25 protein-coding genes are annotated in these 26,706 nt (G+C 69.6%); 18 read left to right on the forward strand and 7 right to left on the reverse strand.

Going from position 1 to position 26,706, the window contains the following annotated elements:
* Window positions 1–2 precede the first annotated feature (2 nt).
* The 4 genes from ACFXMV_RS19890 (at window position 3) to ACFXMV_RS19905 (ending at window position 4,998) form a co-directional block, all read left to right on the forward strand.
* A complete protein-coding gene (locus ACFXMV_RS19890) occupies window positions 3–857 on the forward strand; it encodes an inositol monophosphatase family protein (RefSeq protein WP_378503465.1) in 855 nt (284 codons plus the stop codon).
* Entirely contained in the window at window positions 854–1,627 is a 774-nt protein-coding gene (gene hisF / locus ACFXMV_RS19895; RefSeq protein WP_378500000.1) for an imidazole glycerol phosphate synthase subunit HisF, read from the forward strand. The genes ACFXMV_RS19890 and hisF overlap by 4 nt, the downstream gene beginning before the upstream one ends.
* Window positions 1,624–1,968: a phosphoribosyl-AMP cyclohydrolase gene (gene hisI / locus ACFXMV_RS19900; RefSeq protein WP_378500001.1), complete on the forward strand. Its 345-nt coding sequence runs from the start codon at window positions 1,624–1,626 to the stop codon at window positions 1,966–1,968. Before hisF ends, hisI begins: the two co-directional genes overlap by 4 nt.
* A 105-nt stretch (window positions 1,969–2,073) precedes the next feature.
* Window positions 2,074–4,998, forward strand: a complete 2,925-nt coding sequence (locus tag ACFXMV_RS19905) for a UPF0182 family protein (protein WP_378500002.1) — start codon at window positions 2,074–2,076, stop codon at window positions 4,996–4,998.
* On the opposite strand, the gene ACFXMV_RS19910 is transcribed toward ACFXMV_RS19905, so the two are convergent.
* From ACFXMV_RS19910 to ACFXMV_RS19920, 3 genes are read right to left on the reverse strand one after another with little or no spacing between them, the layout of a single operon-like run.
* A complete protein-coding gene (locus ACFXMV_RS19910) occupies window positions 4,974–5,396 on the reverse strand; it encodes an arsenate reductase ArsC (protein WP_378500003.1) in 423 nt (140 codons plus the stop codon). The two genes, ACFXMV_RS19905 and ACFXMV_RS19910, sit on opposite strands and share 25 nt — an antisense overlap.
* A complete protein-coding gene (gene arsB, locus ACFXMV_RS19915) occupies window positions 5,389–6,471 on the reverse strand; it encodes an ACR3 family arsenite efflux transporter (RefSeq protein WP_378500004.1) in 1,083 nt (360 codons plus the stop codon). The genes ACFXMV_RS19910 and arsB overlap by 8 nt, the downstream gene beginning before the upstream one ends.
* Window positions 6,468–6,854 (reverse strand): ArsR/SmtB family transcription factor, encoded by a 387-nt coding sequence (locus ACFXMV_RS19920; protein WP_378500005.1) that lies wholly within the window; start codon window positions 6,852–6,854, stop codon window positions 6,468–6,470. Before ACFXMV_RS19920 ends, arsB begins: the two co-directional genes overlap by 4 nt.
* Window positions 6,855–6,930: 76 nt before the next feature.
* On the opposite strand from ACFXMV_RS19920, the gene ACFXMV_RS19925 reads away from it, so the two are divergent.
* On the forward strand, window positions 6,931–7,248 hold the full coding sequence (locus tag ACFXMV_RS19925; protein ID WP_378500006.1) for an alkylmercury lyase: 318 nt from the start codon (window positions 6,931–6,933) through the stop codon (window positions 7,246–7,248).
* 12 nt (window positions 7,249–7,260) lie between these two features.
* On the opposite strand, the gene ACFXMV_RS19930 is transcribed toward ACFXMV_RS19925, so the two are convergent.
* Entirely contained in the window at window positions 7,261–7,791 is a 531-nt protein-coding gene (locus ACFXMV_RS19930) for a DinB family protein (RefSeq protein ID WP_378500007.1), read from the reverse strand.
* A 59-nt stretch (window positions 7,792–7,850) separates the two neighbouring features.
* Between ACFXMV_RS19930 and ACFXMV_RS19935 the strand changes: the two genes are divergently transcribed.
* The gene (locus tag ACFXMV_RS19935; RefSeq protein ID WP_378500008.1) at window positions 7,851–8,030 is read left to right on the forward strand and encodes a 4-oxalocrotonate tautomerase family protein; all 180 of its coding nucleotides are present in this window, start codon (window positions 7,851–7,853) and stop codon (window positions 8,028–8,030) included.
* A gap of 29 nt (window positions 8,031–8,059) precedes the next feature.
* Here the strand turns inward: ACFXMV_RS19935 and ACFXMV_RS19940 are convergent, their stop codons facing one another.
* On the reverse strand, window positions 8,060–8,476 hold the full coding sequence (locus ACFXMV_RS19940) for a MarR family winged helix-turn-helix transcriptional regulator (RefSeq protein ID WP_378500012.1): 417 nt from the start codon (window positions 8,474–8,476) through the stop codon (window positions 8,060–8,062).
* Between the two features lie 136 nt (window positions 8,477–8,612).
* Between ACFXMV_RS19940 and ACFXMV_RS19945 the strand changes: the two genes are divergently transcribed.
* Entirely contained in the window at window positions 8,613–9,395 is a 783-nt protein-coding gene (locus ACFXMV_RS19945) for a dioxygenase (protein WP_378500009.1), read from the forward strand.
* Between the two features lie 8 nt (window positions 9,396–9,403).
* Here ACFXMV_RS19945 and ACFXMV_RS19950 read toward each other — a convergent pair whose 3' ends face one another.
* Window positions 9,404–9,877, reverse strand: coding sequence for a peroxiredoxin (locus ACFXMV_RS19950; RefSeq protein WP_378500010.1), 474 nt, complete (start codon window positions 9,875–9,877; stop codon window positions 9,404–9,406).
* A gap of 86 nt (window positions 9,878–9,963) precedes the next feature.
* Between ACFXMV_RS19950 and ACFXMV_RS19955 the strand changes: the two genes are divergently transcribed.
* The 8 genes from ACFXMV_RS19955 (at window position 9,964) to ACFXMV_RS19990 (ending at window position 17,664) form a co-directional block, all read left to right on the forward strand.
* Entirely contained in the window at window positions 9,964–10,680 is a 717-nt protein-coding gene (locus tag ACFXMV_RS19955) for a hypothetical protein (RefSeq protein ID WP_378503466.1), read from the forward strand.
* A 73-nt stretch (window positions 10,681–10,753) separates the two neighbouring features.
* Window positions 10,754–12,328 carry an anthranilate synthase component I gene (locus ACFXMV_RS19960; protein WP_378501536.1) on the forward strand — a complete coding sequence of 525 codons (1,575 nt, stop codon included), beginning with the start codon at window positions 10,754–10,756 and terminating at the stop codon, window positions 12,326–12,328.
* The gene (locus ACFXMV_RS19965) at window positions 12,321–13,031 is read left to right on the forward strand and encodes a TIGR02234 family membrane protein (RefSeq protein WP_378501537.1); all 711 of its coding nucleotides are present in this window, start codon (window positions 12,321–12,323) and stop codon (window positions 13,029–13,031) included. The genes ACFXMV_RS19960 and ACFXMV_RS19965 overlap by 8 nt, the downstream gene beginning before the upstream one ends.
* An 83-nt stretch (window positions 13,032–13,114) precedes the next feature.
* The gene (gene trpC, locus ACFXMV_RS19970; protein WP_378501538.1) at window positions 13,115–13,924 is read left to right on the forward strand and encodes an indole-3-glycerol phosphate synthase TrpC; all 810 of its coding nucleotides are present in this window, start codon (window positions 13,115–13,117) and stop codon (window positions 13,922–13,924) included.
* A 113-nt stretch (window positions 13,925–14,037) separates the two neighbouring features.
* Entirely contained in the window at window positions 14,038–15,303 is a 1,266-nt protein-coding gene (trpB, locus tag ACFXMV_RS19975) for a tryptophan synthase subunit beta (protein WP_378503497.1), read from the forward strand.
* Window positions 15,300–16,121: a tryptophan synthase subunit alpha gene (gene trpA / locus ACFXMV_RS19980; RefSeq protein WP_378501230.1), complete on the forward strand. Its 822-nt coding sequence runs from the start codon at window positions 15,300–15,302 to the stop codon at window positions 16,119–16,121. The genes trpB and trpA overlap by 4 nt, the downstream gene beginning before the upstream one ends.
* Window positions 16,118–17,125, forward strand: coding sequence for a prolipoprotein diacylglyceryl transferase (lgt, locus tag ACFXMV_RS19985; protein ID WP_378501231.1), 1,008 nt, complete (start codon window positions 16,118–16,120; stop codon window positions 17,123–17,125). The genes trpA and lgt overlap by 4 nt, the downstream gene beginning before the upstream one ends.
* Window positions 17,122–17,664: a TM2 domain-containing protein gene (locus tag ACFXMV_RS19990; protein ID WP_378501232.1), complete on the forward strand. Its 543-nt coding sequence runs from the start codon at window positions 17,122–17,124 to the stop codon at window positions 17,662–17,664. The genes lgt and ACFXMV_RS19990 overlap by 4 nt, the downstream gene beginning before the upstream one ends.
* Window positions 17,665–17,666: 2 nt before the next feature.
* On the opposite strand, the gene ACFXMV_RS19995 is transcribed toward ACFXMV_RS19990, so the two are convergent.
* On the reverse strand, window positions 17,667–19,433 hold the full coding sequence (locus tag ACFXMV_RS19995) for a DUF222 domain-containing protein (RefSeq protein ID WP_378503467.1): 1,767 nt from the start codon (window positions 19,431–19,433) through the stop codon (window positions 17,667–17,669).
* Between the two features lie 137 nt (window positions 19,434–19,570).
* Between ACFXMV_RS19995 and ACFXMV_RS20000 the strand changes: the two genes are divergently transcribed.
* The 3 genes from ACFXMV_RS20000 to ACFXMV_RS20010 all read left to right on the forward strand — a co-directional run bounded on the left by ACFXMV_RS20000 (window position 19,571) and on the right by ACFXMV_RS20010 (window position 26,657).
* Window positions 19,571–20,395, forward strand: coding sequence for a thioesterase family protein (locus ACFXMV_RS20000; protein ID WP_378503468.1), 825 nt, complete (start codon window positions 19,571–19,573; stop codon window positions 20,393–20,395).
* Between the two features lie 180 nt (window positions 20,396–20,575).
* Complete coding sequence (gene gltB / locus ACFXMV_RS20005; protein WP_378500140.1) at window positions 20,576–25,159, forward strand: glutamate synthase large subunit; 4,584 nt, start codon at window positions 20,576–20,578, stop codon at window positions 25,157–25,159.
* The gene (locus ACFXMV_RS20010; protein ID WP_378500141.1) at window positions 25,152–26,657 is read left to right on the forward strand and encodes a glutamate synthase subunit beta; all 1,506 of its coding nucleotides are present in this window, start codon (window positions 25,152–25,154) and stop codon (window positions 26,655–26,657) included. The genes gltB and ACFXMV_RS20010 overlap by 8 nt, the downstream gene beginning before the upstream one ends.
* The last annotated feature ends 49 nt before the right edge of the window (window positions 26,658–26,706 follow it).

Genomic DNA, 26,706 nt, shown 5'->3' on the forward strand with positions numbered 1-26,706 from the left:
CGATGAGCCTGCCCCGCGACCCGCACGAGCTGCTCGCCATCGCGAGCGGCCTGCTGGACGCGGCGCAGGAACGTTTCCTCGAGGGCATCGGTGCGCCGAGCGCGGTGAGCAAGGGCCCCAGGGACTTCGCCACCGAGGTCGACCTCGAGCTGGAACGACGGCTCAGCGCGGAACTGACCGAGCGGACCGGGATCGAAGTGCACGGCGAGGAATTCGGCGGTCCTGACCTGTCCTCTGGCGCGGTCTGGGTGCTCGACCCGATCGACGGCACGCTGAACTACTCGTCCGGCCTGCCCACGGCGGGGATGTTGCTGGCCCTGCTCGACGACGGTGTCCCGGTGCTCGGCCTGACCTGGCTGCCCGCGATGGGTCGGCGCTACGCGGCGGCGGTCGACGGCCCGGTGCTGTGCAACGGGGAGGCGCTGCCGCCGCTGGCGAGTGCGTCGCTGTCCGATTCGCTCGTCGGCTTCGGCGCGTTCAACCTCGACGGCCGGGGACGGATCCCCGGTCGGTACCGGGTGCGGGCGCTCGGCGAGGTGAGCCGGGTGAGCAGGCGGCTGCGGATGCACGGCAGCACCGGCGCCGACCTGGCTTTCACCGCGGCAGGCGCCCTCGGCGCTGCGGTGGTGTTCGGCCACAACCCCTGGGACAACGCGCCTGGCGTCGCCCTCGTGCGGGCCGCGGGCGGGGTGGTCACCGACCTGGCAGGCGACCCCTGGCACATCGGTTCGACCTCGGTGCTCGCCGCGGCGCCCGGGGTGCACGACGAGTTGTTGAATATTCTTGTGGCTCTGGGCGATCCGGGTGACTTCCTGGACCGGGACCCTGGGCTACCGGCAGGAAGGCTGACGCAATGACGGTGGCGGTTCGGGTCATCCCGTGTCTGGACGTGGACGCGGGCCGTGTCGTGAAGGGCGTGAACTTCGAGAACCTGCGCGACGCGGGCGATCCCGTCGAGTTGGCGGCGCTGTACGACGCGCAGGGCGCAGACGAGCTGACCTTCCTCGACGTGACCGCGTCCACCTCCGATCGCGGCACCATGATCGACGTGGTGACCCGGACGGCCGAGCAGGTGTTCATCCCGCTCACGGTCGGCGGCGGCGTGCGCACCGAGGCGGACGTCGACCGGCTGCTGCGGGCGGGCGCGGACAAGGTCAGCGTCAACACCGCCGCGATAGCGCGCCCGGAGCTGCTGCGCGAGCTGAGCGAGCGGTTCGGGTCGCAGTGCATCGTGCTGTCGGTGGACGCGCGGACCGTGCCCGAGGGGCAGCCGGACACGCCGTCCGGCTGGGAGGTCACCACGCACGGTGGCAGGCGCGGCACCGGGATCGACGCGATCGAGTGGGCGCTGCGCGGCGCCGAGCTCGGGGTGGGGGAGATCCTGCTGAACTCGATGGACGCGGACGGCACCAAGGCGGGCTTCGACCTGCCGATGATCCGGGCCGCGCGGGCCGCGGTGCACGTGCCGGTGATCGCCAGCGGCGGCGCGGGCGCGGTGGGGGACTTCGCGCCCGCCGTGCGGGCGGGCGCGGACGCGGTGCTCGCCGCCAGCGTCTTCCACTTCGGCGACCTGGAGATTCCTCAGGTCAAGGACGCCATGCGGGCCGAAGGTATCGTGGTCCGATGAGTCTTGATCTCGCGATTGCCGCCCGGCTGAAGCGAAACGATGCCGGACTGTTCAGCGCGGTTGCCCAGGAACGCGCCACCGGTGCGGTCTTGATGGTCGCGTGGATGGATGACGAGGCGCTCGCGCGCACCCTCGAAACCCGCAAGGGGACCTACTACTCGCGGTCTCGGCAGCAGTACTGGGTGAAGGGCGAGACCTCCGGGCACACCCAGTACGTGCACGAGGTGCGGCTCGACTGCGACGGAGACAGCGTGCTGCTGATCGTGGACCAGGAGGGCGCGGCCTGCCACACCGGCACGCACACCTGCTTCGACGCGGACGTCCTGCTCGCCACCCCCTGACCGGGCGGGCGCCCGTAGAATAGGGCGAAACGGACACACGTCGGCGGCGACGCTGGTGAGGACACGCCGGTAGGCCGCGACGCGCTCGGACCTGGAGCGTGGGAAGTGGCTCAACGGCCGGTTGAAGGTCTTCCGCAGCTGTCGCGGCGCGGTCGGGTCCTGCTGGTGGCGGCCACCGCCCTGCTCGCGGTGCTGGTGCTGCTCCCACCGCTGGTGGGCGCCTATACCAACTGGCTGTGGTTCGGCGAGGTCGGATACCGGAGCGTCTGGGGCACCGTCCTACTCACCCGGGTGCTGCTGTTCCTCGCGGTGTCCCTTCTCGTGGGTGGCGCCGTGATCCTCGCCGTGCGACTGGCCTATCACGCGCGTCCGGTGCCGATACCCGGGTCGGGTCGAGACGACCCGCTGCGGCCGTACCGGATGTTCATCGCGCAGCGGCCGCGAGCGTTCGGGTGGGGCATCCCCGTCTTCCTGGGGCTGCTGTGCGGCCTGATCGCCCAGTCGAACTGGCGGACGGTGCAGCTGTACCTGCACGGTGGCGCGTTCGGCATCAAGGACCCGCAGTTCGGCTACGACGTCGGCTTCTTCGCCTTCGACCTGCCGTTCTATCGTTCCGTCCTGAACTGGTTGTTCGTCGCGATCATCTTCGCCTTCCTGGCGAGCCTGCTGACCCATTACCTCTTCGGCGGGCTGCGCGTCTCGGGGCGCAAGCCCGGCCTGACGCGGTCCGCGCGGATCCAGCTCGCGGTGCTCGTCGGGACGTTCGCCCTACTGAAGGCGGTCGCGTACTGGCTGGACCGGTACTCGCTGCTGGCGAGCGGTCGGAAGGAGCCGACGTTCACCGGCGCCGGCTACACGGACATCAACGCCGTGATGCCGGCGAAGTTCATCATGTTCGCGATCGCGGTCCTGTGTGCCGGGGCGTTCTTCGCGGCGATCGTTCGCCGCGACCTCCGGGTTCCGGCGCTGGCGGCGGCGCTGCTGGTGCTGTCCTCGATCCTGGTTGGCGCGGTGTGGCCGATGGCGATGGAGCAGTTCTCGGTGCGCCCGAACGCGGCCGACGTCGAGCGTCCGTACATTCAGCGCAACATCGAGGCCACCCGGCAGGCCTACGGGATCGGTGGCGACCGGGTCGAGTACCGGGACTATCCGGGGGTGGGGACCGCGTCGCCGCGCGACGTCCCGGCCGACGTGACCACCATCGCGAACGCGCGGCTGCTCGATTCGAATGTGCTCTCGCGCACCTTCACCCAGCAGCAGCAGCTCAAGAACTTCTACGGCTTCCCGTCGACCCTGGACCTCGACCGGTATGAGATCGACGGCGAGCTGCGCGACTTCGTCGTCGCCGCCAGGGAACTGTCCCCTGGCAGCCTGACCGGCAACCAGACGGACTGGATCAACCGGCACACCGTGTACACCCACGGGAACGGGTTCGTCGCCGCACCCGCCAACCGGGTGAACGCGGCGGTCCGGGAGGCGGCCGTCGACGCCTCCAACAGCAACAGCGGCTACCCCATCTACACGGTCAGCGACATCGCGTCGCAGGGTTCCGGTGCCCAGGTGATTCCGGTCGATCAGCCCCGCATCTACTTCGGCGAGGTGATCGGCCATGCCGAGCCCGACTACGCGATCGTCGGCGGGCCGGGGGAGTCGGGGCCCCGCGAGTACGACACCGACACCTCCAAGTACACCTACGCGGGATCCGGCGGCGTCCGGATCGGAAACTGGTTCAACCGCTTGGCATTCGCCACCCAGTACACCGAGCGCAACATCCTCTTCTCCCGCGCCATCGGCCCGGACTCGAGGATCATCTTCAATCGTGACCCCAGGGCGCGCGTCGAGCACGTCGCGCCGTGGCTGACCACCGACCACAACCCGTACCCCGCGGTGGTGGCCGGCAAGATCGTCTGGATCGTCGACGCCTACACCACCCTTGCGGACTTCCCGTACGCGCAGCACAGTTCGTTGGAGGAGCTCGCGTTCGACGCCGATACCGGCCGGCTGAACGCGCGTGCGGAGATCGCGTATGCGCGGAACTCGGTGAAGGCCACCGTGGACGCCTACGACGGCACCGTGACGCTCTATCAGGTGGACGGGCAGGATCCGGTGCTGAGGGCCTGGATGAACGCCTTCCCCGGCACGGTGGAGCCGGAGACGTCGGTGCCCGCCGAGCTCCGCGCGCACTTCCGGTACCCGGAGGACCTGTTCCGGGTCCAGCGCGAGATGCTCGCGAAGTATCACGTCGACGAGCCGCGAGAGTTCTTCACCACCAACGCCTTCTGGTCGGTGCCGAGCGATCCCACGGTCGAGGCAAACCCGCAGCAGCCGCCGTTCTACGTCCTGGTCGGGGACCAGGCGACCGCGCGGCCGTCGTTCCGGTTGGCCAGCGCGATGGTGGGCTTCAACCGCGAGTTCCTGTCCGCGTACATCTCGGCACACTCCGACCCCGATGGTTACGGCACGCTGACCGTGCTGCAGTTGCCGACCGACACCCAGACCCAGGGCCCGGTGCAGACCCAGAACTCGATGATCTCCGACACCCGAGTCGCCTCCGAGCGGACCCTGCTCGAGCGATCGAACCGGATCGAGTACGGCAACCTGCTGATGCTGCCGATCGCCGACGGCGGCGTGCTCTACGTCGAACCGCTGTTCACCGAGCGGATCTCGTCGGCGCAGAACGGTTCGACGTTCCCGCAACTCTCGCGGGTGCTGGTCAGTTACCGGGAGCCGGGAGCGACGGGCGGGGTCCGGGTCGGGTACGGCGCCACGCTGGCGGAGGGGTTGGATCAGCTGTTCGGCCCTGGCACCGGCCGCGCGGCCACCGCCCCCGGCGGGGACGCCGCGACGGCGCCGCCGGAGTCCGGGGATCCTGTCGCCCCGCCGCCCGGTCCGCCCGCGCCGGAACCGGCTCCCGCCGAAGTGGATCCGGCGACCGCGGCGGACCTGAACAGGGCGATTCAGGAAATGCGCGACGCCCTCGAACGCCTGCAACGGGCGGTCGACACCTACGTGACCGAACCGCCGCGGTGACTGCCGAGTTCGGCGATCAGGGCTTCGACGCGGGAGCGGATCTCGTCACGGATCGGCCGGACCGCCTCGACGCCCTTGCCTGCCGGATCGTCAAGCGCCCAGTCGCGGTAGCTGACGCCGGGGAAGACGGGGCAGGCGTCGCCGCAGCCCATGGTGATGACCACGGTCGAGGACTCCACGGCGTCGGGGGTGAGGATCTTCGGCGACTGTGCCGAGATGTCGATGCCGACCTCGGCCATCGCCAGGGCCGCGGCGGAGTTGATGGTTGCGGCTGGGGCGCTGCCCGCGGAGCGGACCTCGATCGCGTCGCCTGCGAGGTGGGAGAGGAATCCGGCGGCCATCTGGGAGCGGCCGGCGTTGTGCACGCAGACGAACAGGACGCTGGGCTTGTCAGGCATGGAGTGGGCCCTTCGGGGTGAAGCGCTTGCGTAGCGCGAGGGAGACGTAGACGAGGCCGACGAGGACGGGTACCTCGATCAGCGGGCCGACCACGCCTGCGAGCGCCTGGCCGGAGGTGGCGCCGTAGGTGGCGATGGCGACGGCGATGGCGAGCTCGAAGTTGTTGCCCGCGGCCGTGAACGCGAGGGTGGTGGTGCGCTCGTAGCCCAATCCCATTGCGGCGCCGAGTGCGTAGCCGCCGCCCCACATCACCGCGAAATACACCAGCAGCGGAATGGCGATGCGGACCACGTCGAGGGGCTGCGAGGTGATCTGGTCGCCCTGCAGCGCGAAGAGGATGACGATGGTGAAGAGCAGGCCGTAGAGGGCCCACGGCCCGATCCGCGGAATGAACTTCGTCTCGTACCACTCACGACCCCTGGCCTTTTCGCCGAAGCGTCGGGTCAGGTACCCGGCGAGCAGCGGGATGCCGAGGAAGATCAGCACGGACTTCGCGATCTGCCAGGGCGAGGTGTCGATGGTGGTCTGTTCCAGGCCGAGCCAGCCGGGCAGAACCGAGAGGTAGAACCAGCCGAGTACGGCGAACATGATCACCTGGAACACCGAGTTGATCGCGACCAGCACGGCGGCCGCCTCGCGGTCCCCGCAGGCCAGGTCGTTCCAGATGATGACCATCGCGATGCAGCGGGCCAGGCCGACGATGATCAGTCCGGTGCGGTACTCGGGGAGGTCGGGCAGGAAGATCCATGCGAGCGCGAACATCAGCGCAGGCCCGAGCACCCAGTTCAGGACCAGGGAGCCGACGAGGAGTTTGCGGTCGCCGGTGACGGTGTCGAGGCGGTCGTAGCGGACCTTCGCCAGGACCGGGTACATCATGATCAGCAGGCCGAGTGCGATCGGGAGGGAGATGCCGTCGATCTGCACCTTCTCGATCGCGGTGTTCAGCCCGGGGACCCAGCGGCAGAGCAGCAGGCCGGCGACCATCGCGGCGCCGATCCAGACGGGCAGGTAGCGGTCGAGGGTGGAGAGTTTGCCGACGACGGCGGGGTGCTCGGTGGTCGTGGCCTCGCTCATGCGGGGACCTCCGTGCACGCCTCGGACGGGACGGTCGGTGCGCCCTCGGTGAGCAGGACCGCCGAGAGCTGCTGCAGCGCTGACGGGATCACCCAGTAGTACACCCAGGTGCCGCGGCGCTCGCAGTCCAGCAGACCGGCCTCACGCAGCACCTTGAGGTGGTGGGAGATGGTCGGCTGCGACAGGTCGAAGGACTCGGAGATGTCGCAGACGCAGGCTTCACCGCCGGCGTGGCTGGCCACCAGGCTCAGCAGCCGCAGCCGCACCGGGTCGCCGAGCGCCTTGAACATCCGGGCCAGGTCGCCCGCCCAATCCTCGGTCAACGGTTCACGCACGAGCGGCGAACAACACGCACCGCTCTCCAACGACTCCTGGTTCGACATGTGTCAATATTGACAGAAGTCGAATTAAGCTGCAAAAGGGTGTTGTCGAAGTCCTGCATGCCGAAGGAGAGATCCGATGAAGCTGGAGATCCTGCAGGTTCCCGACTGCCCCAACGTGACGCTGCTCGAGCAGCGACTCGCCCAGGCTGTGGCGGGCGAGCAGATCGACATGACGATCACGCACCGCGTGCTCGTGGATCCGGCCGCCGCAACCGCGGCAGGCATGACGGGCTCGCCGACCCTGCTCGTCGACGGCGAGGACCCGTTCGCCGATCCGGGGTTGGTGCCGAGTGTGTCCTGCCGTCTCTACCCGGCTGAGGGCGGAGGCCTCGACGGTGCACCGTCGGTTCCCGCGCTACGAGCTGCGCTGCACCTGGATCCGGTCGATCGCTGAACTGCTGCGCGCTCAGTCGAGCGTGAGCTGGTTCCGGTGGAAGTCGAAGTGGCGACCGGGATATCGGTACACCTGCTCGAGGGTCATGTAGTCGGCGAAGAACGGGTCCCAGCGTGTCGGGAAATGCATGCCGCGGCGCAGCGCCGCCTCGGATTCGTTCGCGAGATGCCGCTGGAGCGTGCCGATGACCCGGTCGCACTTCCTGCCCATTCGCCGGTGATCGAACACCCGCGCCGCCAGGCATGACCCGCGGTAGTTGACCACGTCGAACATCGGGGTCCCGGCATCGAGGGTCCTCGCGAACAGTCGGCTCGCGCTGTCGGGTAGTCGAGAGAACGCCCTCACGAGGACGAGAAGCCGAGCGACGACCATGTACCCGAAGACCATGTGAAACAGCAGCTGCTCGTTCGACCAGCGGGTGCCGTTCGACAATCGGGCGAGGTCAATGGCACCCGCATTATCGACGAGTTCGTGCAGTGCAACCCGAGCACGCTCGAGATCGGCCGCGATCGCCGCGCGATCCACCAGCTCCTGATCGATCATCTACATCTCCGTAGTACGCCATCCCTGCCCATTGTCCGGCCGATGGCAGCATGGTGCCCATGCCCCTCATTCAGATCAGCCAGACGCCCGGACTCACCACCGAACAGAAGAAGGCGACCATCGAAGCCGTCACCAAGGCGTACGCGGAGGCGACCGGGAAGAACCCCGCACAGGTGTGGGTCACCCTGACCGACACGCCGCGCGAGAACTGGGGAGTCGGCGGCGTCCCGCTGGGTTGATGTAGCGGCTCGCCGCTGGGTTGACGCGCCTACGCCTGACCGCTGCCTGCGGCGAGGCCGCGGTCGAGCTGCGCGACCATCGCCTCGCCGAGGGTGCTGAGCTGGCGCACCTGCGCGTCGTCGAGCCCGTCGAACAGCAGTGCTCGCACCGTCTGGACGTGGCCGGGCGCCGCTTCGACGACCTTCTGGTAGCCGGCATCGGTGAGCACGGCCAGCGACCCGCGCGCACCCACGATGCTCTCGCGGCGCAGCCAGCCGACCTTCTCCAGTTTGGTCACCACATGCGACAGCCGCGACAGCGAGGCGTTCGCGGCGGTCGCCAGCGCGGTCAGCTGAAGTCGCCGATTCGGTTCCTCGGAGAGCGCCGACAGCACGAAGTACTCGAAGTGGGTCAGCCCGGCGTCGCGCTGCAACTGGGTGTCCAGCGCCGCGGGCATGCGGGTCATCACGTTCACCAGCTCACGCCAGGCCCGCTGTTGCTCCTCGCTCAACCATCGCGTCACCGCGACCTCCGATCGGAATATTTGGCGTGCACCGGCGTTGACTCCTACGATACTTGAAGCTTCAATAAAAGGAGTCGCTATGAGCGATCACGCTATGCCAGCGCTCTACCTCAGCCACGGCGCCCCTCCACTGGTCGACGACGACCTGTGGGTTTCCCAGCTCGCCGCGTGGTCGGACGAGCTGCCGCGCCCGACGGCGATCCTGGTGGTGTCCGCGCACTGGGAGTCGGCTCCGCTGACCATCGGATCCACCACCACCGGCACCCCGCTGACCTACGACTTCGGCGGATTCGCTCGCCGGTACTACGAGGTGACCTACCGCTCGCCCGGCGCACCCGAGCTGGCCCGGCAGGTCGCCGCGCTGATGCCGGACAACGAGCCGGTCGCGCATCAAGCGAGCCGTGGCCTCGACCACGGCGCCTACGTGCCGCTCACCGTGATGTACCCGGACGCCGACATCCCGGTCCTGCAGATCTCGATGCCAACCCTCGACCCGCAGCGGCTGCTGCACCTGGGTGAGCGGCTGCGTCCGCTGCGCGAGCAGGGCGTGCTCATCGTCGGATCCGGATTCACCACCCACGGCCTGCCGTTCCTGCGCGACCCGTCGCCTGCCGCCCAGGCACCCGGCTGGTCCGCCGAGTTCGACGCCTGGGCGGGCGAACGATTCGCCGCCGCCGACGTGGACGCGCTGATCGACTTCCGCGCGAAGGCGCCGGGAATGCCCTACGCGCACCCCACCATCGAGCATTTCGCCCCGCTGTTCGTCACGCTCGGTGCGTCCAGAGACCCCGAGCAGGTGCCGCAGCAGGTGATCGACGGATTCTGGATGGGCCTGGCCAAGCGCTCGATCCAGGTCGCGTAGCCGAGGGTTCAGCTCTCCAGGGCGGTGTCGCGGCTGCGCAGGAACTCCAGCGCCTGGTCGCCGTGCGTATTCGCGCGCAGCTCGCTGGCGATCACCTTGAGCACGGTCAGGTCGGAGCCGATGACGAAGGTCGTCCGCTTGACCGGGGAGAGCTTCGCGAGCAGTCCGCGCCGCACCCCGAACTGCTCGGCCACGACGCCACCGACGTCGGCCAGCAGCGGGTAGTCGAAGGACTGAGCGGCCGCGAACGACGCCTGCTTCGCCACCGTGTCGGTGCTGATCCCGGCCCGTGCCGCGCCGACCGACGCGAACTCGCCCGCGAGATCGCGGAAATGGCAGGCCTCGGCCGTGCACACCGGAGTGGCGGCGGCAGGGTAGAAGAAGAGCACCAAGGGGCCGCCCGCAACCAGTTCGCTCAGGGTCCGGACGGTGCCGTCCTGGTCGGGAAGCGAGAAGTCGGGGGCCTGCTGTCCGGTCTGCATTGGGCTGAGGCTACAACGTGCGCGGCCGACTGCTCGGGGCTAGCCTGCGAGCGGCGGACGACAAGCTTTGGGGAGCGGGGGCGCGGATGCGACGGGTGGTGCGGGCGTTCTGGGGTCCTCGGCCGGAGCCGGTCGGCGCGCTCGCCACGCGCTGGGCGGCAACCCTGGACCAGCTCGCGGAGCTGCTCCCTGCGTGCGGCCAGCCGTCCGGGCCGGGAGGGCCGTGGGCCTGGCGGCACATTCACGGGGCCGGTCCCGACACCGACCTGCGGGCGGACCGGGACTCGTTGCTGGCGGCCCTGCGCGAAGCACAATCCGCGGATGACTGGTCGGATCGCATCGGCACCGGACTGCGGCTCGCCCTCGCTGGGGAGTCGGGGTGGGAGGTGGAGGTCAGCGCCCTGGCTGGAGGCGCCCCGGAGTTCCTGCTGCAGTCGATCGTGATCGCGGTCGCTGCGCCGCCCGAGGCCGAGGTGCCCGAGGCCGACCTCCTCGCGGCCGTCGTACGGGTGTGGGAGCCGGACTTCGGCGACGTGACCGACGACGACGTGCTCGACGCGCTGGAGGAGTCGGGTTTCACGGTCGGTGATCCGGTCGTGGGTCGTCTCGGCTACCTCTCCCCGGGCCGCGCGGCCCTGGTGCCGGCCGACCTGCAGGTGGCGCGCGAAGAACCGACCGGGGGCGTGCTGATGGCCATCGCGGCACCAGGTGAGGTCGGCGATGTGGTCCTGGCCTATCGGCGACTCCGCGGGGCCGGTGCGCTCGAGCCTTTGCCACGCCCGATGGATCGGGCCGCACTGTAGGCAGGTCGCTCCGCCGGCTCCGCTCCGGTGACCTGGTCGCTCCGCCGGCTCCGCTCCTGCGATGATGGACGGCATGTCCGGCGAGTCAACCACCGTCCAGCCCGCAGTCGCCGTCGCCGACGCGGGCGATCACACCACCACCAGGGCGCAGTTCCGTGCCCTCGCGGCCGACCATCGCGTGGTCCCCGTGACACGAAAGGTGTTGGCGGACTCCGAAACCCCGCTGTCCGCGTACCGCAAGCTCGCGGGCGACCGGCCGGGCACCTTCCTGCTGGAATCCGCCGAGAACGGCCGGTCCTGGTCGCGCTGGTCCTTCATCGGGGCCGGCAGCCCCGCCGCGCTGACCGTCGTCGACGGGGAGGCAGGCTGGCTCGGCAACGTCCCGGCGGGCGCGCCGTCGGGCGGCGACCCGATCGCCGCCCTCGGCCAGACCCTCGAACTGTTGCGCAGCGAACGCCTGCCGGACCTGCCGCCGCTGACCGGCGGCATGGTCGGGTTCATGGGCTACGACATCGTCCGCCGGCTGGAGCGGCTGCCCAGCCACGCCGCCGACGACCTGCAGATCCCCGAGATGGTGATGCTGCTGGCCACCGACCTGGCCGCCGTCGACCACCACGAGGGCGCCATCACGCTGATCGCCAACGCCGTCAACTGGAACGGCACCGACGAACACGTTGACGAGGCGTACGACGACGCCGTCGCCCGGCTCGACGCGATGACGCACGCGCTCACCGCGCCCGCGCCGTCCACCGTGTCCACCTTCGCCAAGACCACCCCCGACTACCGCCGCCAGCGCACCACCGAGCACTTCGGCGTCGACGTGCGGCGCCTGGTCTCGGAGATCGAGGCGGGCGAGGCGTTCCAGGTGGTGCTCTCGCAGCGCTTCGAGATGGACACCGACGCCGATCCCTTCGACGTGTACCGGATGCTGCGGGCGTCGAACCCGAGTCCGTACATGTATCTGGTGCACGTCCCGGACGGCGACGGCGGCACCGCGTTCTCGATCGTCGGATCGAGCCCGGAAGCCCTGGTCACGGTGAGCGAGGGCGTGGCGACCACCCACCCGATCGCGGGTACCCGCTGGCGCGGCGCCTCCGAGGAGGACGACATCCTCCTGGAGAAGGACCTGCTGGCGGACGAGAAGGAGAACTCCGAGCACCTCATGCTCGTGGACCTGGGTCGCAACGACCTCGGCCGGGTGTGCGAGCCGGGCACCGTCAAGGTGCACGACTACCGGCACATCGAGCGCTACAGCCACGTCATGCACCTGGTCTCGACGGTCACCGGCCGGCTGGCGGAGGGCATGCACGCCCTCGACGCGGTCACCGCCTGCTTCCCGGCTGGCACCCTGTCCGGGGCGCCGAAGGTGCGCGCGATGGAACTGATCGACGAGCTCGAACCGACCCGCCGCGGCATCTACGGAGGAATCGTGGGATACCTCGACTTCGCGGGCGACGCCGACACCGCGATCGCGATCCGCACCGCACTGATCAAGGGCGGCACGGCCTACGTACAGGCAGGCGCGGGCATCGTGGCCGATTCCGATCCGGTCTACGAGGACACCGAGGCGAAGAACAAGGCGATGGCGGTGCTCAGCGCGATCGCGGCGGCGGGCACGCTCAGGGCGGTCGGCGGCACCGATGACTGAGCAGGAGCCGGACCGGGATCCGTCCGCCGCACCCACCAGGGGCCGGGCGTCCGCGGCCGTCCTGCCGGTGCTGCTGCTCGCGGTCGCGGCGCTGTGCCTGTGGGCGTCCTCGCGGATGACCTGGGTCCGCGTCGAGTCGTTCGACGGGCTGGGCGGCGCCCGCACCAGCGACCTGATCGGCGGCACCTGGGCGGCCGCGACCACCCCGTTGGCCCTGACGCTTGTCGCTGCCATCGCCGCTTCCTTCGCCGTGCGCGGCTGGGCGCTGCGCGTGGTCGGGCTGCTGGTCGCGCTGGTTGCGGTCGCGGCGATCGTGCCCGCGGCGTCGCTACTGATCGGGGGCGTCGACGACGACAAGGCCGGTCGGCTCGCCGAGCTGCCCGACCGCGCCGAGGTGACCGCGACCCAGACGTTCGCGGTGCCCGCGATCTTGGTCGTACTCGGTGGCGTCACGGCGCTGATCGCCGCGGTCGCGCTGATCCGCAAGGCGGCGGTGAGCACCGGCCTGTCGTCGAAGTACGCGGCCCCGGCCGCCCGCAGGGCGGAGGCGGGCAACCGCGCGGCGACCTCGGAGGAACCGCTCAGCGATCGGATGCTCTGGGACGCCCTGGACGCGGGGGAGGACCCGACCGCGGGCGACGTCGCCGGGCCAAATCCCGAGGACGGACCCGAGTCTGCCGGTGGCACAGACACCCGCCGTTAGTCAATAAGCAGGCGGCATCTAGGCTTGCCCAATCCGGATGAGGTTGCTCACACAGCAACGGCCCAGAAAGGACTCGGGACACGATGACGGTTCTCGATTCGATTCTCGACGGGGTGCGTGCAGACGTCGCGGCCCGTGAATCCGTTCTGGACTTCGGGGCAGTGAAGGCGGCCGCGGCCGCCGCTCCCGCGGCACTCGACGCCGCCGCCGCCCTGCGCGCGCCAGGAATCGGGGTCATCGCAGAGGTCAAGCGGGCCAGCCCGTCCAAGGGTGCGCTGTCGGACATCGCGGACCCCGCCGAGCTCGCCCTTGCGTACCAGCAGGGCGGTGCCCGGGTGATCAGCGTGCTCACCGAGGAGCGGCGCTTCCGCGGCTCGCTCGCGGACCTCGACGCCGTGCGCGCGGCCGTGACCATCCCGGTCCTGCGCAAGGACTTCATCGTCGGGCCGTACCAGATCCACGAGGCCAGGGCGCACGGCGCGGACGTCATCCTGCTGATCGTCGCGGCCCTCGAGCAGGACGCGCTCGCATCACTGCTCGACCGCACCGAGTCCCTCGGCATGACCGCCCTCGTGGAGGTGCACACCGAGGAGGAGGCCGACCGGGCCCTCGAGGCGGGTGCCAGCGTCATCGGCATCAATGCGCGCAACCTCAAGACCCTCGAGGTCGACCGCGACACCTTCGCCCGGATCGCTCCCGGCCTGCCGACCGAGGTCATCAAGATCGCGGAGTCCGGGGTCCGCGGGACCGCGGATCTGCTGGCGTACGCGGGCGCGGGCGCGGACGCTGTCCTCGTCGGCGAGGGCTTGGTCACCAGCGGCGATCCGCGCACGGCCGTCAAGGATCTGGTGGCGGCCGGGGCGCACCCGTCCTGCCCCAAGCCCGCTCGCTGAGCAACCCTTCGGGGGCGGACCCGACGTGAGTTGGACCGCAGCGACTAAGGCAGACTGGACGGGTGAGCACAGACGATCCCGTACTTTCCGCCAAGGGCCGCGGCCTTCCCCGCATGAGTGCCGGCATCACCGAGCGCAGCGCCCACGAACCCGATCAGGGCGGCCATTTCGGTGACTTCGGCGGACGGTACGTTCCCGAGGCGCTGATGGCGGTGATCGAGGAGGTCACCGCCGAGTACGACAAGGCGCGTGCGGACGACTCCTTCCTGGACGAGCTGGATCGGCTGCAGCGTGACTACACGGGCCGTCCGTCGCCGGTGTACGAGGCGACCCGACTCAGCGAGCACGCAGGCGGTGCGCGGCTGCTGCTCAAGCGGGAAGACCTGAACCACACCGGTTCTCACAAGATCAACAACGTCCTCGGTCAGGTGCTGCTGGCCAAGCGGATGGGCAAGACCCGCGTCATCGCGGAGACCGGCGCGGGCCAGCACGGTGTCGCGACCGCCACCGCCTGCGCGCTGCTCGGCCTCGAGTGTGTGGTGTACATGGGCGAGGTCGACACCAAGCGGCAGGCGCTCAACGTCGCCCGGATGCGGCTGCTCGGCGGCGAGGTGATCCCGGCGCTCACCGGATCGCGGACCCTCAAGGACGCCATCAACGAGGCGCTGCGCGACTGGGTCACCAACGCGCACAACACCTATTACTGCTTCGGCACGGCGGCGGGCCCGCACCCGTTCCCGGTCATGGTCCGTGATTTCCAGCGCATCATCGGGCTCGAGGCGCGGGCGCAGGTGCTGGCGCACACGGGCCGGCTGCCCGACGCGGTCGCCGCGTGCGTCGGCGGCGGCTCCAACGCCATCGGCATCTTCCACGCGTTCATCGACGACCCGTCGGTCAAGCTGGTCGGCCTCGAGGCCGCGGGCGACGGCGTCGAGACCGGCAGGCATGCCGCGACCATCACCGGTGGCTCCCCGGGCGCACTGCACGGTGCGTACTCGTACCTGCTGCAGGACGAGGACGGTCAGACCATCGACTCGCACTCGATCTCCGCGGGACTCGACTACCCGGGTGTGGGACCGGAGCACTCGTTCCTCAACGACATCGGCCGCGCCGAGTACCGCCCGATCACCGACACCGAGGCGATGGACGCGTTCGCGTTGCTCAGCCGCACCGAGGGCATCATTCCGGCCATCGAGTCGGCGCACGCGGTGGCGGGTGCCCTCAAGCTCGGCCGTGAACTCGGTGAGGGCGCGATCGTGCTGGTCAACATCTCCGGCCGCGGCGACAAGGACGTCGACACCGCGGCGAAGTGGTTCGGCCTGATGCCCGAAGGCGACACCGACACCGAACACTCGAACAAGGAAGGCCACGCGAAGTGACCGCACCGAAGCCGCACGCCGCTGCACCGTCCCGCCTTGCCGAGCTCTTCGCGCAGTGCCGGGCGGAGAACCGCGCCGCGCTGGTCGGCTACCTGCCCGCAGGCTATCCCGACCTGCCCCTTTCCATCGAGGCGTTCGAGACGCTGGTCGCCTCCGGCTGCGACCTCGTCGAGGTGGGCATCCCCTACAGCGACCCGGTCATGGACGGACCGACCATCCAGGCCGCCGCGAACGAGGCCCTGGTCGCGGGCTTCCGCGTTCGTGACGTGTTCACCGTCGTCGAGGCGATCAGCAAGGCCGGCGGCAAGGCGGTCGTGATGACCTACTGGAACCTGGTCCTCAAGTACGGCGTCGACGAGTTCGCCCGCGATCTCGCCGCGGCGGGCGGGCTCGGCATCATCACGCCTGACCTGATTCCGGACGAGGCAGCCGACTGGCTGGCCGCCGCCGACCGGCACGGCCTGGACCGGATCTTCCTGGTGGCGCCGTCCTCGACCAGCGAACGCCTCGCCAGCACCGTCGACCTGTGCCGCGGGTTCGTGTACGCGACCTCGACGATGGGTGTCACCGGCGCCCGAGACGCCGTGTCGAACATGGCGCCGGAGTTGGTGGCCCGGGTGCGCGCGCACTCCGACATTCCCGTCGGTGTCGGGCTCGGCGTCCGTTCCGGCGCGCAGGCCGCCGAGATCGCCGCCTATGCGGATGCGGTCATCGTCGGTTCCGCGCTGGTGACCGCGGTTGCCGAGGGCCCGGACGCGCTGCGCGCGATCACCACTGAGCTCGCCGCGGGGGTCCGCTCGACTACCGTGGCGTCGTGACCTCGACTACCGACCTCCTGGCGTACATCCCGAGCCCGCCCCAGGGCGTCTGGACGATCGGCCCGGTGCCGCTGCGTGCGTACGCGCTGTTCATCATCGTCGGCATCGTCGTCGCCGCGGTGTGGGGCGACCGGCGCTGGGTGGCCCGCGGCGGCGAGAAGGGCACGGTCCTCGACGTCGCGATCTGGGCGGTCCCGTTCGGACTCATCGGTGGTCGGATCTACCACGTGCTCACCGACTGGAGCACCTACTTCGGTGAGGGCGGCAGTCCAGCCGACGCGCTGAAGATCTGGCAGGGCGGCCTCGGTATCTGGGGCGCGGTGCTGTTCGGTGGCGTCGGTGCCTGGATCGGGTGCCGACAGCGTGGGGTATCGGTCGCCGCGCTCGGCGACGCCATCGCGCCGACGGTGTTGCTGGCGCAGGCGATCGGGCGGATCGGCAACTACTTCAATCAGGAACTCTACGGCCGCGAGACGACCGTGCCGTGGGGCCTGGAGATCTTCGAGCGGGTCAACGACGCAGGCCGGCTCGATCAGCTGACCGGCACGTCCACCGGCGTGGTCGAGAAGGTCGTGCACCCGACCTTCCTGTACGAGCTGGTGTGGAACCTGCTGATCGTCGCGCTGCTGGTGTGGGTGGACCGCCGCTACCGGATCGGCCACGGCCGGCTGTTCGCGCTCTACGTCGCTGGGTACTGCCTGGGCCGGTTCTTCGTCGAGCTGATGCGCGACGACCACGCGACGCTCATCGCCGGGATCCGGATCAACTCGTTCACCTCGGTGATCGTGTTCATCGGCGCGGTGATCTACTTCCTCACCGCGAAGAAGGGCCGCGAGACGCCCGCCGAGCTGCGGATCGGCAAGGCCCGCGAGGCGTACCTGGCGGAGCACCCGGCGGATCAGCCGCGGCCCGAGACCGCTCCTGATGGAAGCGGCGCGGTGACCGCGAGCCCGACCGACGCGCCGCCGAAGAACGACGCCACGACGCAGGGGGACGACACGTGACCGCACCGGACGACGACTGGCGGAAGCGGATCGAGAACGGCGGCACCTGGGACGACCCGACCTCCCAGTATCCGACTAACGAGTCCTCGGGCACCGGCTACCCGCAGGCGCCCGGGCCGGTCTACGGGGCACCCGGCAGTGGGCCGGCGTACCCACCGCCACCAGGGTTCACCCAGCCGCCCGCGATGCAGCAGTTCGCCGGCGTGCCCGGCTACGGATTCGCAGGCGCAGATCCGGGTGCGCCCTTCGGCCGTGACCCGATCACGGGGGAGCCGCTGTCGGACAAGTCGAAGGTGGCGGCCGGGCTCCTGCAGATCCTGCTGCCGTTCCTGTCCATCTGTGGGGTGGGCCGGCTCTACATGGGAAGTACCGTGCTCGGTCTCGTGCAGTTGCTCGGCATGTTCTTCGCGATCGTCATGTCCTTCCTGCTGATCGGCATCCCGTTCGTCATCGGATTCTGGCTGTGGTCAGTGATCGACGGGATCATGATTCTCGTCGGGAACGTCCGCGACGGCCGGGGCCTCAAGCTCCGGAGCTGACGTCACCGACAGTCGCTACTGCGTCGGCGGACGGGCAGCGTGAGGCCGTGTTGGCCGAGGTTGTTGTGGATGTGCATGATGGCGCCGGTCAGCATGTCGTAGCTCCACAGGCCTGCGGTCTTGAGTTGGTGATGCAGTACGCACAGGCATTGCAGGTTCGCCAGGATGGTCCAGCCGCCGAGGGTCGGGTTGGCCTTGAGGAACGCGACGATGTGGTCGATCTGGCAGTCGGCCGCGGGCACGGTGCATCCGGGGTGTCGGCAGGTGCCGTCGCGGAGTCTGACGGCGGCGGCGAGTAGGTCGTTGGGTTGGTAGGTGAGGGCGCCCGGTGGTGGTTGGGTGAAGCCGCCGTGGCCGTCGGGGAATTCGGCGACGATCTGTCCTGGGTCGGTCAGGATCGCGCGGTAGAGGCCGTTGATCGTGGTGGCGGGTGAAACGAGGCCGGGCTGCGGGAGTTTGCGGCCGGGTGGTGCGAGGGTCCCGGCGGGCATGACCGCGCTCTTGAATATGCGCAGACCCGGTCCGGGCGCCGCGGCACTCCCTGATTGTGGTGTGGGGCCGGGTGTTTCGGGTCCCGGCGGTGGCCCCGGCGCGGGACCGGCGTCACCGCTGCCGTGGTCGTCGTCATCGTCGTCATCACTGGGCCCAGCGTCGCTGTAGCTATCGGTGCCGTCGCTGTTCCCAGCGTTACCATCCGCCTCGGAGTCGACGCCGTAATTGTTCGCAGCCTCAGAGTCGCTATCGGTCCCGGCGTCGTTCTCATCGTCGGTGTGAGAGTTGGCGGAGCCTTCGGTAGCGGTAGCGCTGTCGCATCTACACCCGGTTTGTTTCCGTAGGCGGTCGAGTGTGGCTGCGGCGCAGTCCATCAGCGCCTGCCAGGTGGCGTCTTCGGCGAGGGCGCGGGTCTGGGCGGGATCCAAATATCCGTAGCCGGCGAGGTAGCCCGGGTTGTCGCAGAGGCCGAGGAGGGTTTCGAGGCCGCACATGATGTTGACCCGGACCTGCGGCGGTGCGGGTTCGGGGTTGGTCTTGGCGGGGCACTGCGTGTCGGTGCAGTGGCAGGCGAGGCTGCGGTGGCCCTGGGTGATCGCGAGGAACGCGGCGACGCACAGTTCGTCGGTGGTCCGGGGATCCCGGAAGCAGACGGTCTTGGCGACCTCTGCGATCTGGGTGGTCACCGCGGTCATCTGCACCGCGGTCAGGGTCACCGACAGCACACCCATGCCGTGTGGACGCCGGTGCGTGCGGACCTTCGCGGTGGCCTCGGCTCCGCGGCGGGCCCGCTCCGCCCAGTTCGCGTCGTCCTCGATGAGCAACCGGTCGATCTCCACACCCAGGGGGCCGGGCGCCAGCCGGCGGGCGGCGACGGCGATGGTTGTGTCGAGGCGCTTGAGGGCGGCGAGGGTGGCGCCGCGGGTGTGTTCGGCGATCACCCGGACCTTCCGCAGCGAGATGTCCCCGGTGGTGAACGCGGCGGACACCGCGGGGACCCGGTCGAGGGCGTAGCCGAGGCGCATCAGGCCGGCGACCGACTTGAACGAGGTGGACAGTTCGAGCGCGAGTTCGGCGATCGCGGACCGTGCCGCGGTGACCCCGTCGAACCGGGATCCGGGCGCTGCGGCCGCGAAGACGCAGCGGGAGTCGATGTAGCCCATGATCTGGCCGATCAGACCGGCGGCCGCGGCGTTCTCGGCGCGGGCGGTCGCGCCGACCGCGGCGAGCAGGCCACGTTCGCGGTCGGTGACCGTCATCTCCGCCGTAGCCCCCACCGCCAACACCCCCCGCGTTCGCTCGTATGTTCGAGTCTACTCGAATGGTGGTCCGATGCAAGGGGTGTCGATTGGTCAACTTCCGTTCTGGAACATGTTCTAATTCGAGGGTCTTGAAACGGGAGGGGTATAGCGCGGTGTTTGCATTCTTCACAGTGGTCGACGGACGCTATCTCGCGACCGAGTGGTCGGTCAGCCCTTGGTCCCCGACGCAGGTGGGCGGGACCGCGGTGTGTGGACTTCTGGCCCGCCAGCTGGAAACCCATTGTCCTGGTGCGGGTTTCATTCCGGCTCGATACACCGTCGATCTGTTTCGGCCGGTGCTCAACGAGCCGATCGAGTTGCACAGCGAGGTGGTCCGAGACGGTAAACGAGTGCGCGTGGTCGATGCCTCGATCGTGCAGCACGGCCAGGTGCGGGCACGCGCGACGGTGATGTACCTGGCTGGCGCCCAGCCGCCGCCCGGGCAGGTGTGGCAGCCGGAGCAGCAGTTGCCAGTGCCCGTGCAGAAGCTGGCAGGAGTCCACGGCGACCCGCCACTGTTCAAGTCCGGCGAATTCGAATGGACCGGTGACTTCGCCTCAGGCCAGAACAGGGAAAGAAAGTGTGCGTGGCACAACCTGGCCTATCTGGTCGAAGGTGAGCCGATGTCGCCGTTCCAGAGGGCCGCATTTGTCGGCGACGCAACCAACCTGGTGTGCAACTGGGGGACCGAGGGCGTGGGTTACATCAACTGCGACATGACGGTGACACTGTCACGCCTACCTGAGGGTTCCGAGCTCGGGTTGCAGGCTCAAGACCATGTCGCGGCGGGCGGGATCGTCGTGGCGACGGCCACGATGTACGACCGGATCGGCGCGCTGGGCACGTGCGTGGTCACGGGCATCTCGAATTCGCACCGGCAAGTGGATCTGGCGGCCTTCGCCGATGCGCAGTCATTTCCGGAGTCGAGCCCGGTCTGAGCAGCCTGCCCGCGACCAGCGGAAAAGCACCTATTGGCCGCTATTGGAGCGGTGTATCCGCTGTTAAACTGGGCGCACCCGAGTGTGACGCTCGGCCGTCTCCACCTGTGCGCCACACCGGACGTCATCTGCCTCATGTGCCCCGAGCCATGACGGTGGCCGCCCCGTGGAGGTGCCCAGGTGCTGTTCTCTCACACGCCCGCGCCGCAGGGTCTATACGACCCGGCCCATGAGGCCGACTCGTGCGGTGTCGCGATGGTGGCCGACATCCTCGGCAGGCGCTCGCACTCCATCGTCGCGGATGGACTCCTCGCCCTGGCGAACCTCGAACATCGCGGCGCCGCTGGCGCCGAACCGAACAGCGGTGACGGCGCCGGCATCCTGTTGCAACTGCCTGCCGCTCTGCTCGGTGAGGTCGTCGGGTTCACTCTGCCCGCGCCGAACCAGGCCGGCGCCAACACCTACGCCGCCGGGATCTGCTTTCTCCCGCAGGCGCCGGACCGGCGCGCCGCCGCAGTCGAGCGGATCGAGGCGATCGCCGCGGAGGAGGGGCTCGAGGTGCTCGGCTGGCGGGAGGTGCCGGTCGATCCCGACGGAGCGGACATCGGCCGCGCCGCGCGCGACTGCATGCCGCACATGAGCCACCTGTTCGTGGCCGCACCGCAGGGCAGGGACGGCAGACCCGCGGGCCTGGACCTCGACCGCCTGGTCTACGGCCTGCGCAAGCGCGCCGAACAGGTCACCCCGCAGGTGGAGGCGGACGGCACCGGCGTGTACTTCCCGTCGCTGTCGAGCCGGACGATGGTCTACAAGGGGATGCTGACCACCGCGCAGCTGCCCGCATACTTCCCCGACCTGCGCGACGACCGTTGCCACAGCGCGATCGCGATCGTGCACAGCAGGTTCTCCACCAACACCTTCCCGTCCTGGCCGCTGGCGCACCCGTTCCGGTTCGTAGCGCACAACGGCGAGATCAACACCGTGCGAGGGAATCGGAACCGGATGCACGCGCGGGAGGCGCTGCTCGCCAGCGAGCTGATTCCCGGTGACCTCGAACGGCTCTTCCCGATCTGCACGCCCGAGGCGTCGGACTCCGCGTCCTTCGACGAGGTGCTCGAACTGCTGCATCTCGGCGGCCGCAGCGTGGCGCACGCGGTGATGATGATGGTGCCCGAGTCGTGGGAGAACCACACCGAGATGAACGCCGACCGGCGCGCGTTCTACCGGTACCACGCCTCGCTGATGGAGCCGTGGGACGGTCCTGCCTGCGTCACCTTCACCGACGGCACCGAGGTGGGGGCGGTGCTCGACCGCAACGGCCTGCGGCCCGGCCGGTGGTGGCAGACCGCCGATGGGCGGGTGATCCTCGCCAGCGAGAGCGGTGTCCTCGAGGTGCCGCCGTCCGAGGTGGTGGCCAAGGGCAGGCTGGAACCGGGCCAGATGTTCCTCGTCGACACCGCGAACGGGCGGATGGTGCCCGACGCGGAGGCCAAGCTGCGGTTGGCGCAGGAGCGTCCGTACTCGGAGTGGCTGCACAGCGGGCTGCTCGAGCTCAAGGAACTGCCGGAACGCGTCCACCTGCAGCATCCGCACGAATCGGTGGTGCGCAGGCAGGTGCTCTTCGGGTACACCGAGGAAGACCTCCGGATCCTGCTGGCCCCGATGGCCGCCGCGGTCGGGGAGCCGTTGGGCTCGATGGGTACCGACACCCCGGTGGCGGTGATGTCGGAGCGCTCGCGGCTGATCTACGACTACTTCATCGAGTTGTTCGCGCAGGTGACCAATCCGCCGCTGGATGCGATCCGGGAGGAGGTCGTCACCTCCCTCTCCCGGGTGATGGGGCCGGAGCAGAACCTGCTCGAGCCGACCGCGGCCTCGTGCCGTCAGATCGTGCTGCCCTGGCCGGTGCTCGACAACGACGAGCTCGGCAAGATCATCCACATCAACGACGACGGTGACATCCAGGGCCTGGCCACCACGGTGCTGCGGGCCCTCTACGACGTGGAGCGCGGCGGCGAGGGCATGGCCGAGGCGATCGAGGAGCTGCGGGCCTCGGCGAGTGAGGCCATCGCAGCCGGATACCGGACGCTGGTCATCTCCGACCGCGACTCGGATCATGCCCGCGCACCGATCCCGTCGCTGCTCGCGGTCTCGGCCGTGCACCACCACCTGGTGCGGACCAAGGAGCGCACGAAGGTGGCGCTGGTGGTGGAGACCGGCGATGCGCGCGAGGTGCACCACCTGGCGCTGCTGATCGGTTTCGGCGCCGCCGCGGTCAATCCGTACCTGGCGATGGAGTCCATCGAGGACTTGGTCAGCGAGGGTGAGCTGGTCGGGGTGGAACCGCAGATCGCGGTCCGCAACTACCTGACCGGGCTGGGCAAGGGCGTGCTCAAGGTGATGTCCAAGATGGGCATCTCGACCGTCGGGTCCTACACGGCGGCACAGGTTTTCGAGGCGATCGGGCTCGATCACGAACTGGTGGACGAGTACTTCACCGGCACCGTCAGCAAACTGGGCGGCGTCGGCCTCGACGTGCTCGCCGAGGAGGTCCGGATCCGGCACCGGATCGCGTATCCCGACAACCCGACCGACCGCGCGCACCGCCGACTGGAGGTGGGCGGCGAATACCAGTTCCGACGCGAGGGCGAGCTGCACCTGTTCACCCCGGAGACGGTGTTCCTGCTCCAGCACGCGACCCGGACGGGCCAGCACGAGGTGTTCGCCCGGTACAGCGATGAGGTGAACCGGCTGGCCGCGGCGGGCGGCACGCTGCGCGGTCTCTTCCGGTTCCGCGACGGCCTTCGCGCGCCGGTCCCGCTCGACGAGGTGGAGTCGGTGGAGTCCATCGTGACGCGCTTCAACACGGGCGCGATGAGCTACGGGTCGATCTCCGCCGAGGCGCACGAGACGATGGCGATCGCGATGAACAACCTCGGCGGGCGGTCGAATTCGGGGGAGGGTGGCGAGGACACCGACCGGCTCTACGACCCGCGCAGGCGCAGCGCGGTCAAGCAGGTCGCCAGCGGCCGATTCGGCGTGACCAGCGACTACCTGGTGAACGGCACCGACATTCAGATCAAGATGGCCCAGGGCGCCAAGCCGGGTGAAGGCGGTCAGCTGCCCGCCTACAAGGTGTACCCGTGGGTGGCCAAGACCAGGCATTCCACGCCTGGCGTCGGACTGATCTCCCCGCCGCCGCACCACGACATCTACTCGATCGAGGACCTCGCCCAGCTGATCCACGACCTGAAGAACGCGAACGAGCAGGCCCGCGTGCACGTGAAGCTGGTCAGCTCGGTCGGCGTCGGCACCGTCGCGGCGGGGGTGTCGAAGGCACACGCCGACGTGGTGCTGATCTCCGGTCACGACGGCGGTACCGGCGCGTCCCCGCTGACCTCGCTCAAGCACGCGGGCGCGCCATGGGAGATCGGGCTCGCCGACGCGCAGCAGACGTTGGTGCTCAACGGTCTCCGAGATCGGATCACCGTGCAGTGCGACGGCGGACTGCGCACCGGCCGGGACGTGATGGTGGCGGCGTTGCTCGGTGCCGAGGAGTTCGGCTTCTCCACGGCGCCGTTGATCGTGGCCGGCTGCATCATGATGCGGGTCTGCCACCTCGATACCTGCCCGGTCGGGGTGGCCACCCAGAACCCGGAGCTGCGCAAGCGGTACAACGGCAAGCCGGAGTTCGTCGAGGAGTTCTTCCGGTTCATCGCCCAGGACGTCCGGGAGTACCTGGCGCAGCTCGGGTTCCGCAGCGTCGACGAGGCGGTCGGCCGGGCCGACGTGCTCGAGACCGCGGAGGGCGTCGCGCACTGGAAGAGCCGCGGACTCGACCTGTCGTCGATCTTCGCGATCCCGACCGACCGCGACGGCACGCCGATGGCCCAGCGTCGCAGACAGCGCGACCAGGACCACGGGCTGGAGCTGGCTCTGGACCGCACCCTGATCCAGCTCGCCGAGGGGGCGCTGGAGGACGCGCATCCGGTGCGCCTGGAGCTGCCGGTGCGCAACGTCAACCGCACGGTCGGCACCCTGCTGGGGTCCGAGGTCACCCGCCGCTACGGTGCGGAGGGGCTGCCGGACGACACCATCCGGGTGGAACTGACCGGCTCGGCCGGACAGTCGCTTGGCGCGTTCCTGCCCCCCGGGGTCACGATCGACATGATCGGTGACGCGAACGACTATGTCGGCAAGGGGCTTTCGGGCGGCCGGATCGTCGTTCGGCCGTCCCCGGACGCGCCGTTCGCGGCGCAGGGGCAGGTGATCGCGGGCAACACCCTGCTCTACGGCGCGACCTCCGGAGAGGTGTATCTGCGGGGCCTGGTGGGCGAACGGTTCTCGGTGCGCAACTCCGGTGCCACCGCGGTGGTCGAGGGCGTCGGCGACCACGCCTGCGAGTACATGACCGGCGGCCGCGTCGTGGTGCTCGGGCGCACGGGGCGCAACCTCGCGGCAGGCATGTCCGGCGGCATCGCGTACGTGCTGGACCTGGATCCGGCGATGGTGAACCCGGCGATGGTCACCCTGCAGCGCCTCGATGCCGACGATCTGGCCTGGCTGTACGAGGCGGTCTCCCGGCACCGGCACTGGACCGGCTCGCCGCTGGCGGTCTCGGTGCTGGCGGACTGGCCGCGCCGGAGCGCGCTGTTCACCAAGGTGCTGCCGATCGACTATCAGCGGGTGCTCGACGCGACCCGACTCGCTCGCGCCGAGGGCCGCGACGTGGACACGGCGATCATGGAGGCGGCTCGTGGCTGATCCCCAGGGCTTCATGAAGGTGGTCAAGAAGGACGCGCCCAAGCGCCCCGTCACCGAGCGGGTCGGCGACTGGCAGGAGGTCTACGCGCCGCAGCCCGCCGCGGAGCGTGCCAGGGAGGTCGCGGAGCAGGCGTCCCGCTGCATGGACTGCGGGGTTCCGTTCTGCCACTCCGGTTCCGCGGGCTGCCCGCTGGGAAACCTGATCCCCGACTGGAACGACCTGGTGCGCCGCGACCGGTGGGGTGCGGCCGCGGAACGGCTGCACGCCACCAACAACTTCCCGGAGTTCACCGGCCGGGTCTGCCCCGCGCCGTGCGAGGCCGCGTGCGTGCTGTCGATCGCCGAGAACGACACCGGCGGCAGCGTGACCATCAAGCGGATCGAACAGGCCATCGCGGACGCGGCGTGGGAGGGCGGCACGGTCGCGCCCCAGCTCCCGGCGATCAGCACGGGTAAGAAGGTCGCGGTGGTCGGCTCCGGACCGGGCGGCCTGGCTGCGGCGCAGCAGTTGACCCGCGCCGGGCACGACGTGACCGTGCTCGAGCGCGACGACCGCCTCGGCGGTCTGCTGCGGTACGGCATCCCCGCCTTCAAGATGGACAAGGCGATCCTGGAGCGGCGGTTGACCCAGATGCGCGCCGAAGGAACGCATTTCGTCACCGACTGCGAGGTGGGCGTAGACCTGACCGTCGAGCAGCTGCGCGCCGAGTTCGACGCCGTCGTGCTGGCCGTCGGGGCGCTGCGGGCGCGGGACAACACCACTGTGGAGGGCCGCGAGCTCAAGGGCATCCACCTGGCGATGGACCACCTGGTGCCGTCGAACCGGGAATGCGAGGGCGACGGCGCGAGCCCGATCACCGCGAAGGGCAAGCATGTGGTGATCATCGGGGGCGGCGACACCGGGGCCGACTGCCTCGGCACCGCGCACCGGCAGGGTGCGGCATCGGTGACGCAGCTCGACTACAACCCTGAGCTTCCGACCGAGCGGGACGACGAGCGCTCCCCATGGCCGTCCTGGCCGATGGTGCTGCGTACCTCGCCTGCACACGCGGAGGGTGGCGTCCGGCGTTACGAGGTGGCTGTGCAGCGCTTCCTCGGCGACGAGCAGGGCAACGTGCGGGCGATGGTGCTTGCCGAGGTGAAGGTCAGCCGGGACGAGGCGGGACGCAGGCACGTCAGACCGGTCGGCGAGGAGGTCGAACTGCCTTGTGAAATGGCACTTTTCGCGATCGGCTTCGAGGGTGTCGAGTACAGCAGATTGCTGGACGACCTCGGGCTGTCGTTGACCCGGCGCGGCGTGCTGTCCTGCGGCCCGGACTGGCAGACGACCGAGCCGGGGGTCTTCGTGTGCGGCGACGCGCACCGTGGGGCCTCGCTGGTGGTGTGGGCGATCGCCGAGGGTCGATCGGCGGCGCGGGGCGTCGACGTGTACCTCTCGGGGACCTCGGATCTGCCCTCGCCGGTGCACCCGACGGCGCTGCCGCTTGCCGTCGTGTGAATTGCTGACGAACACAATGGGTCTAATTGTCTGTATGTATGCACAATTC

Source organism: Rhodococcus sp. NPDC059179 (assembly GCF_042754885.1).
Taxonomy (GTDB): domain Bacteria; phylum Actinomycetota; class Actinomycetes; order Mycobacteriales; family Mycobacteriaceae; genus Rhodococcus_G.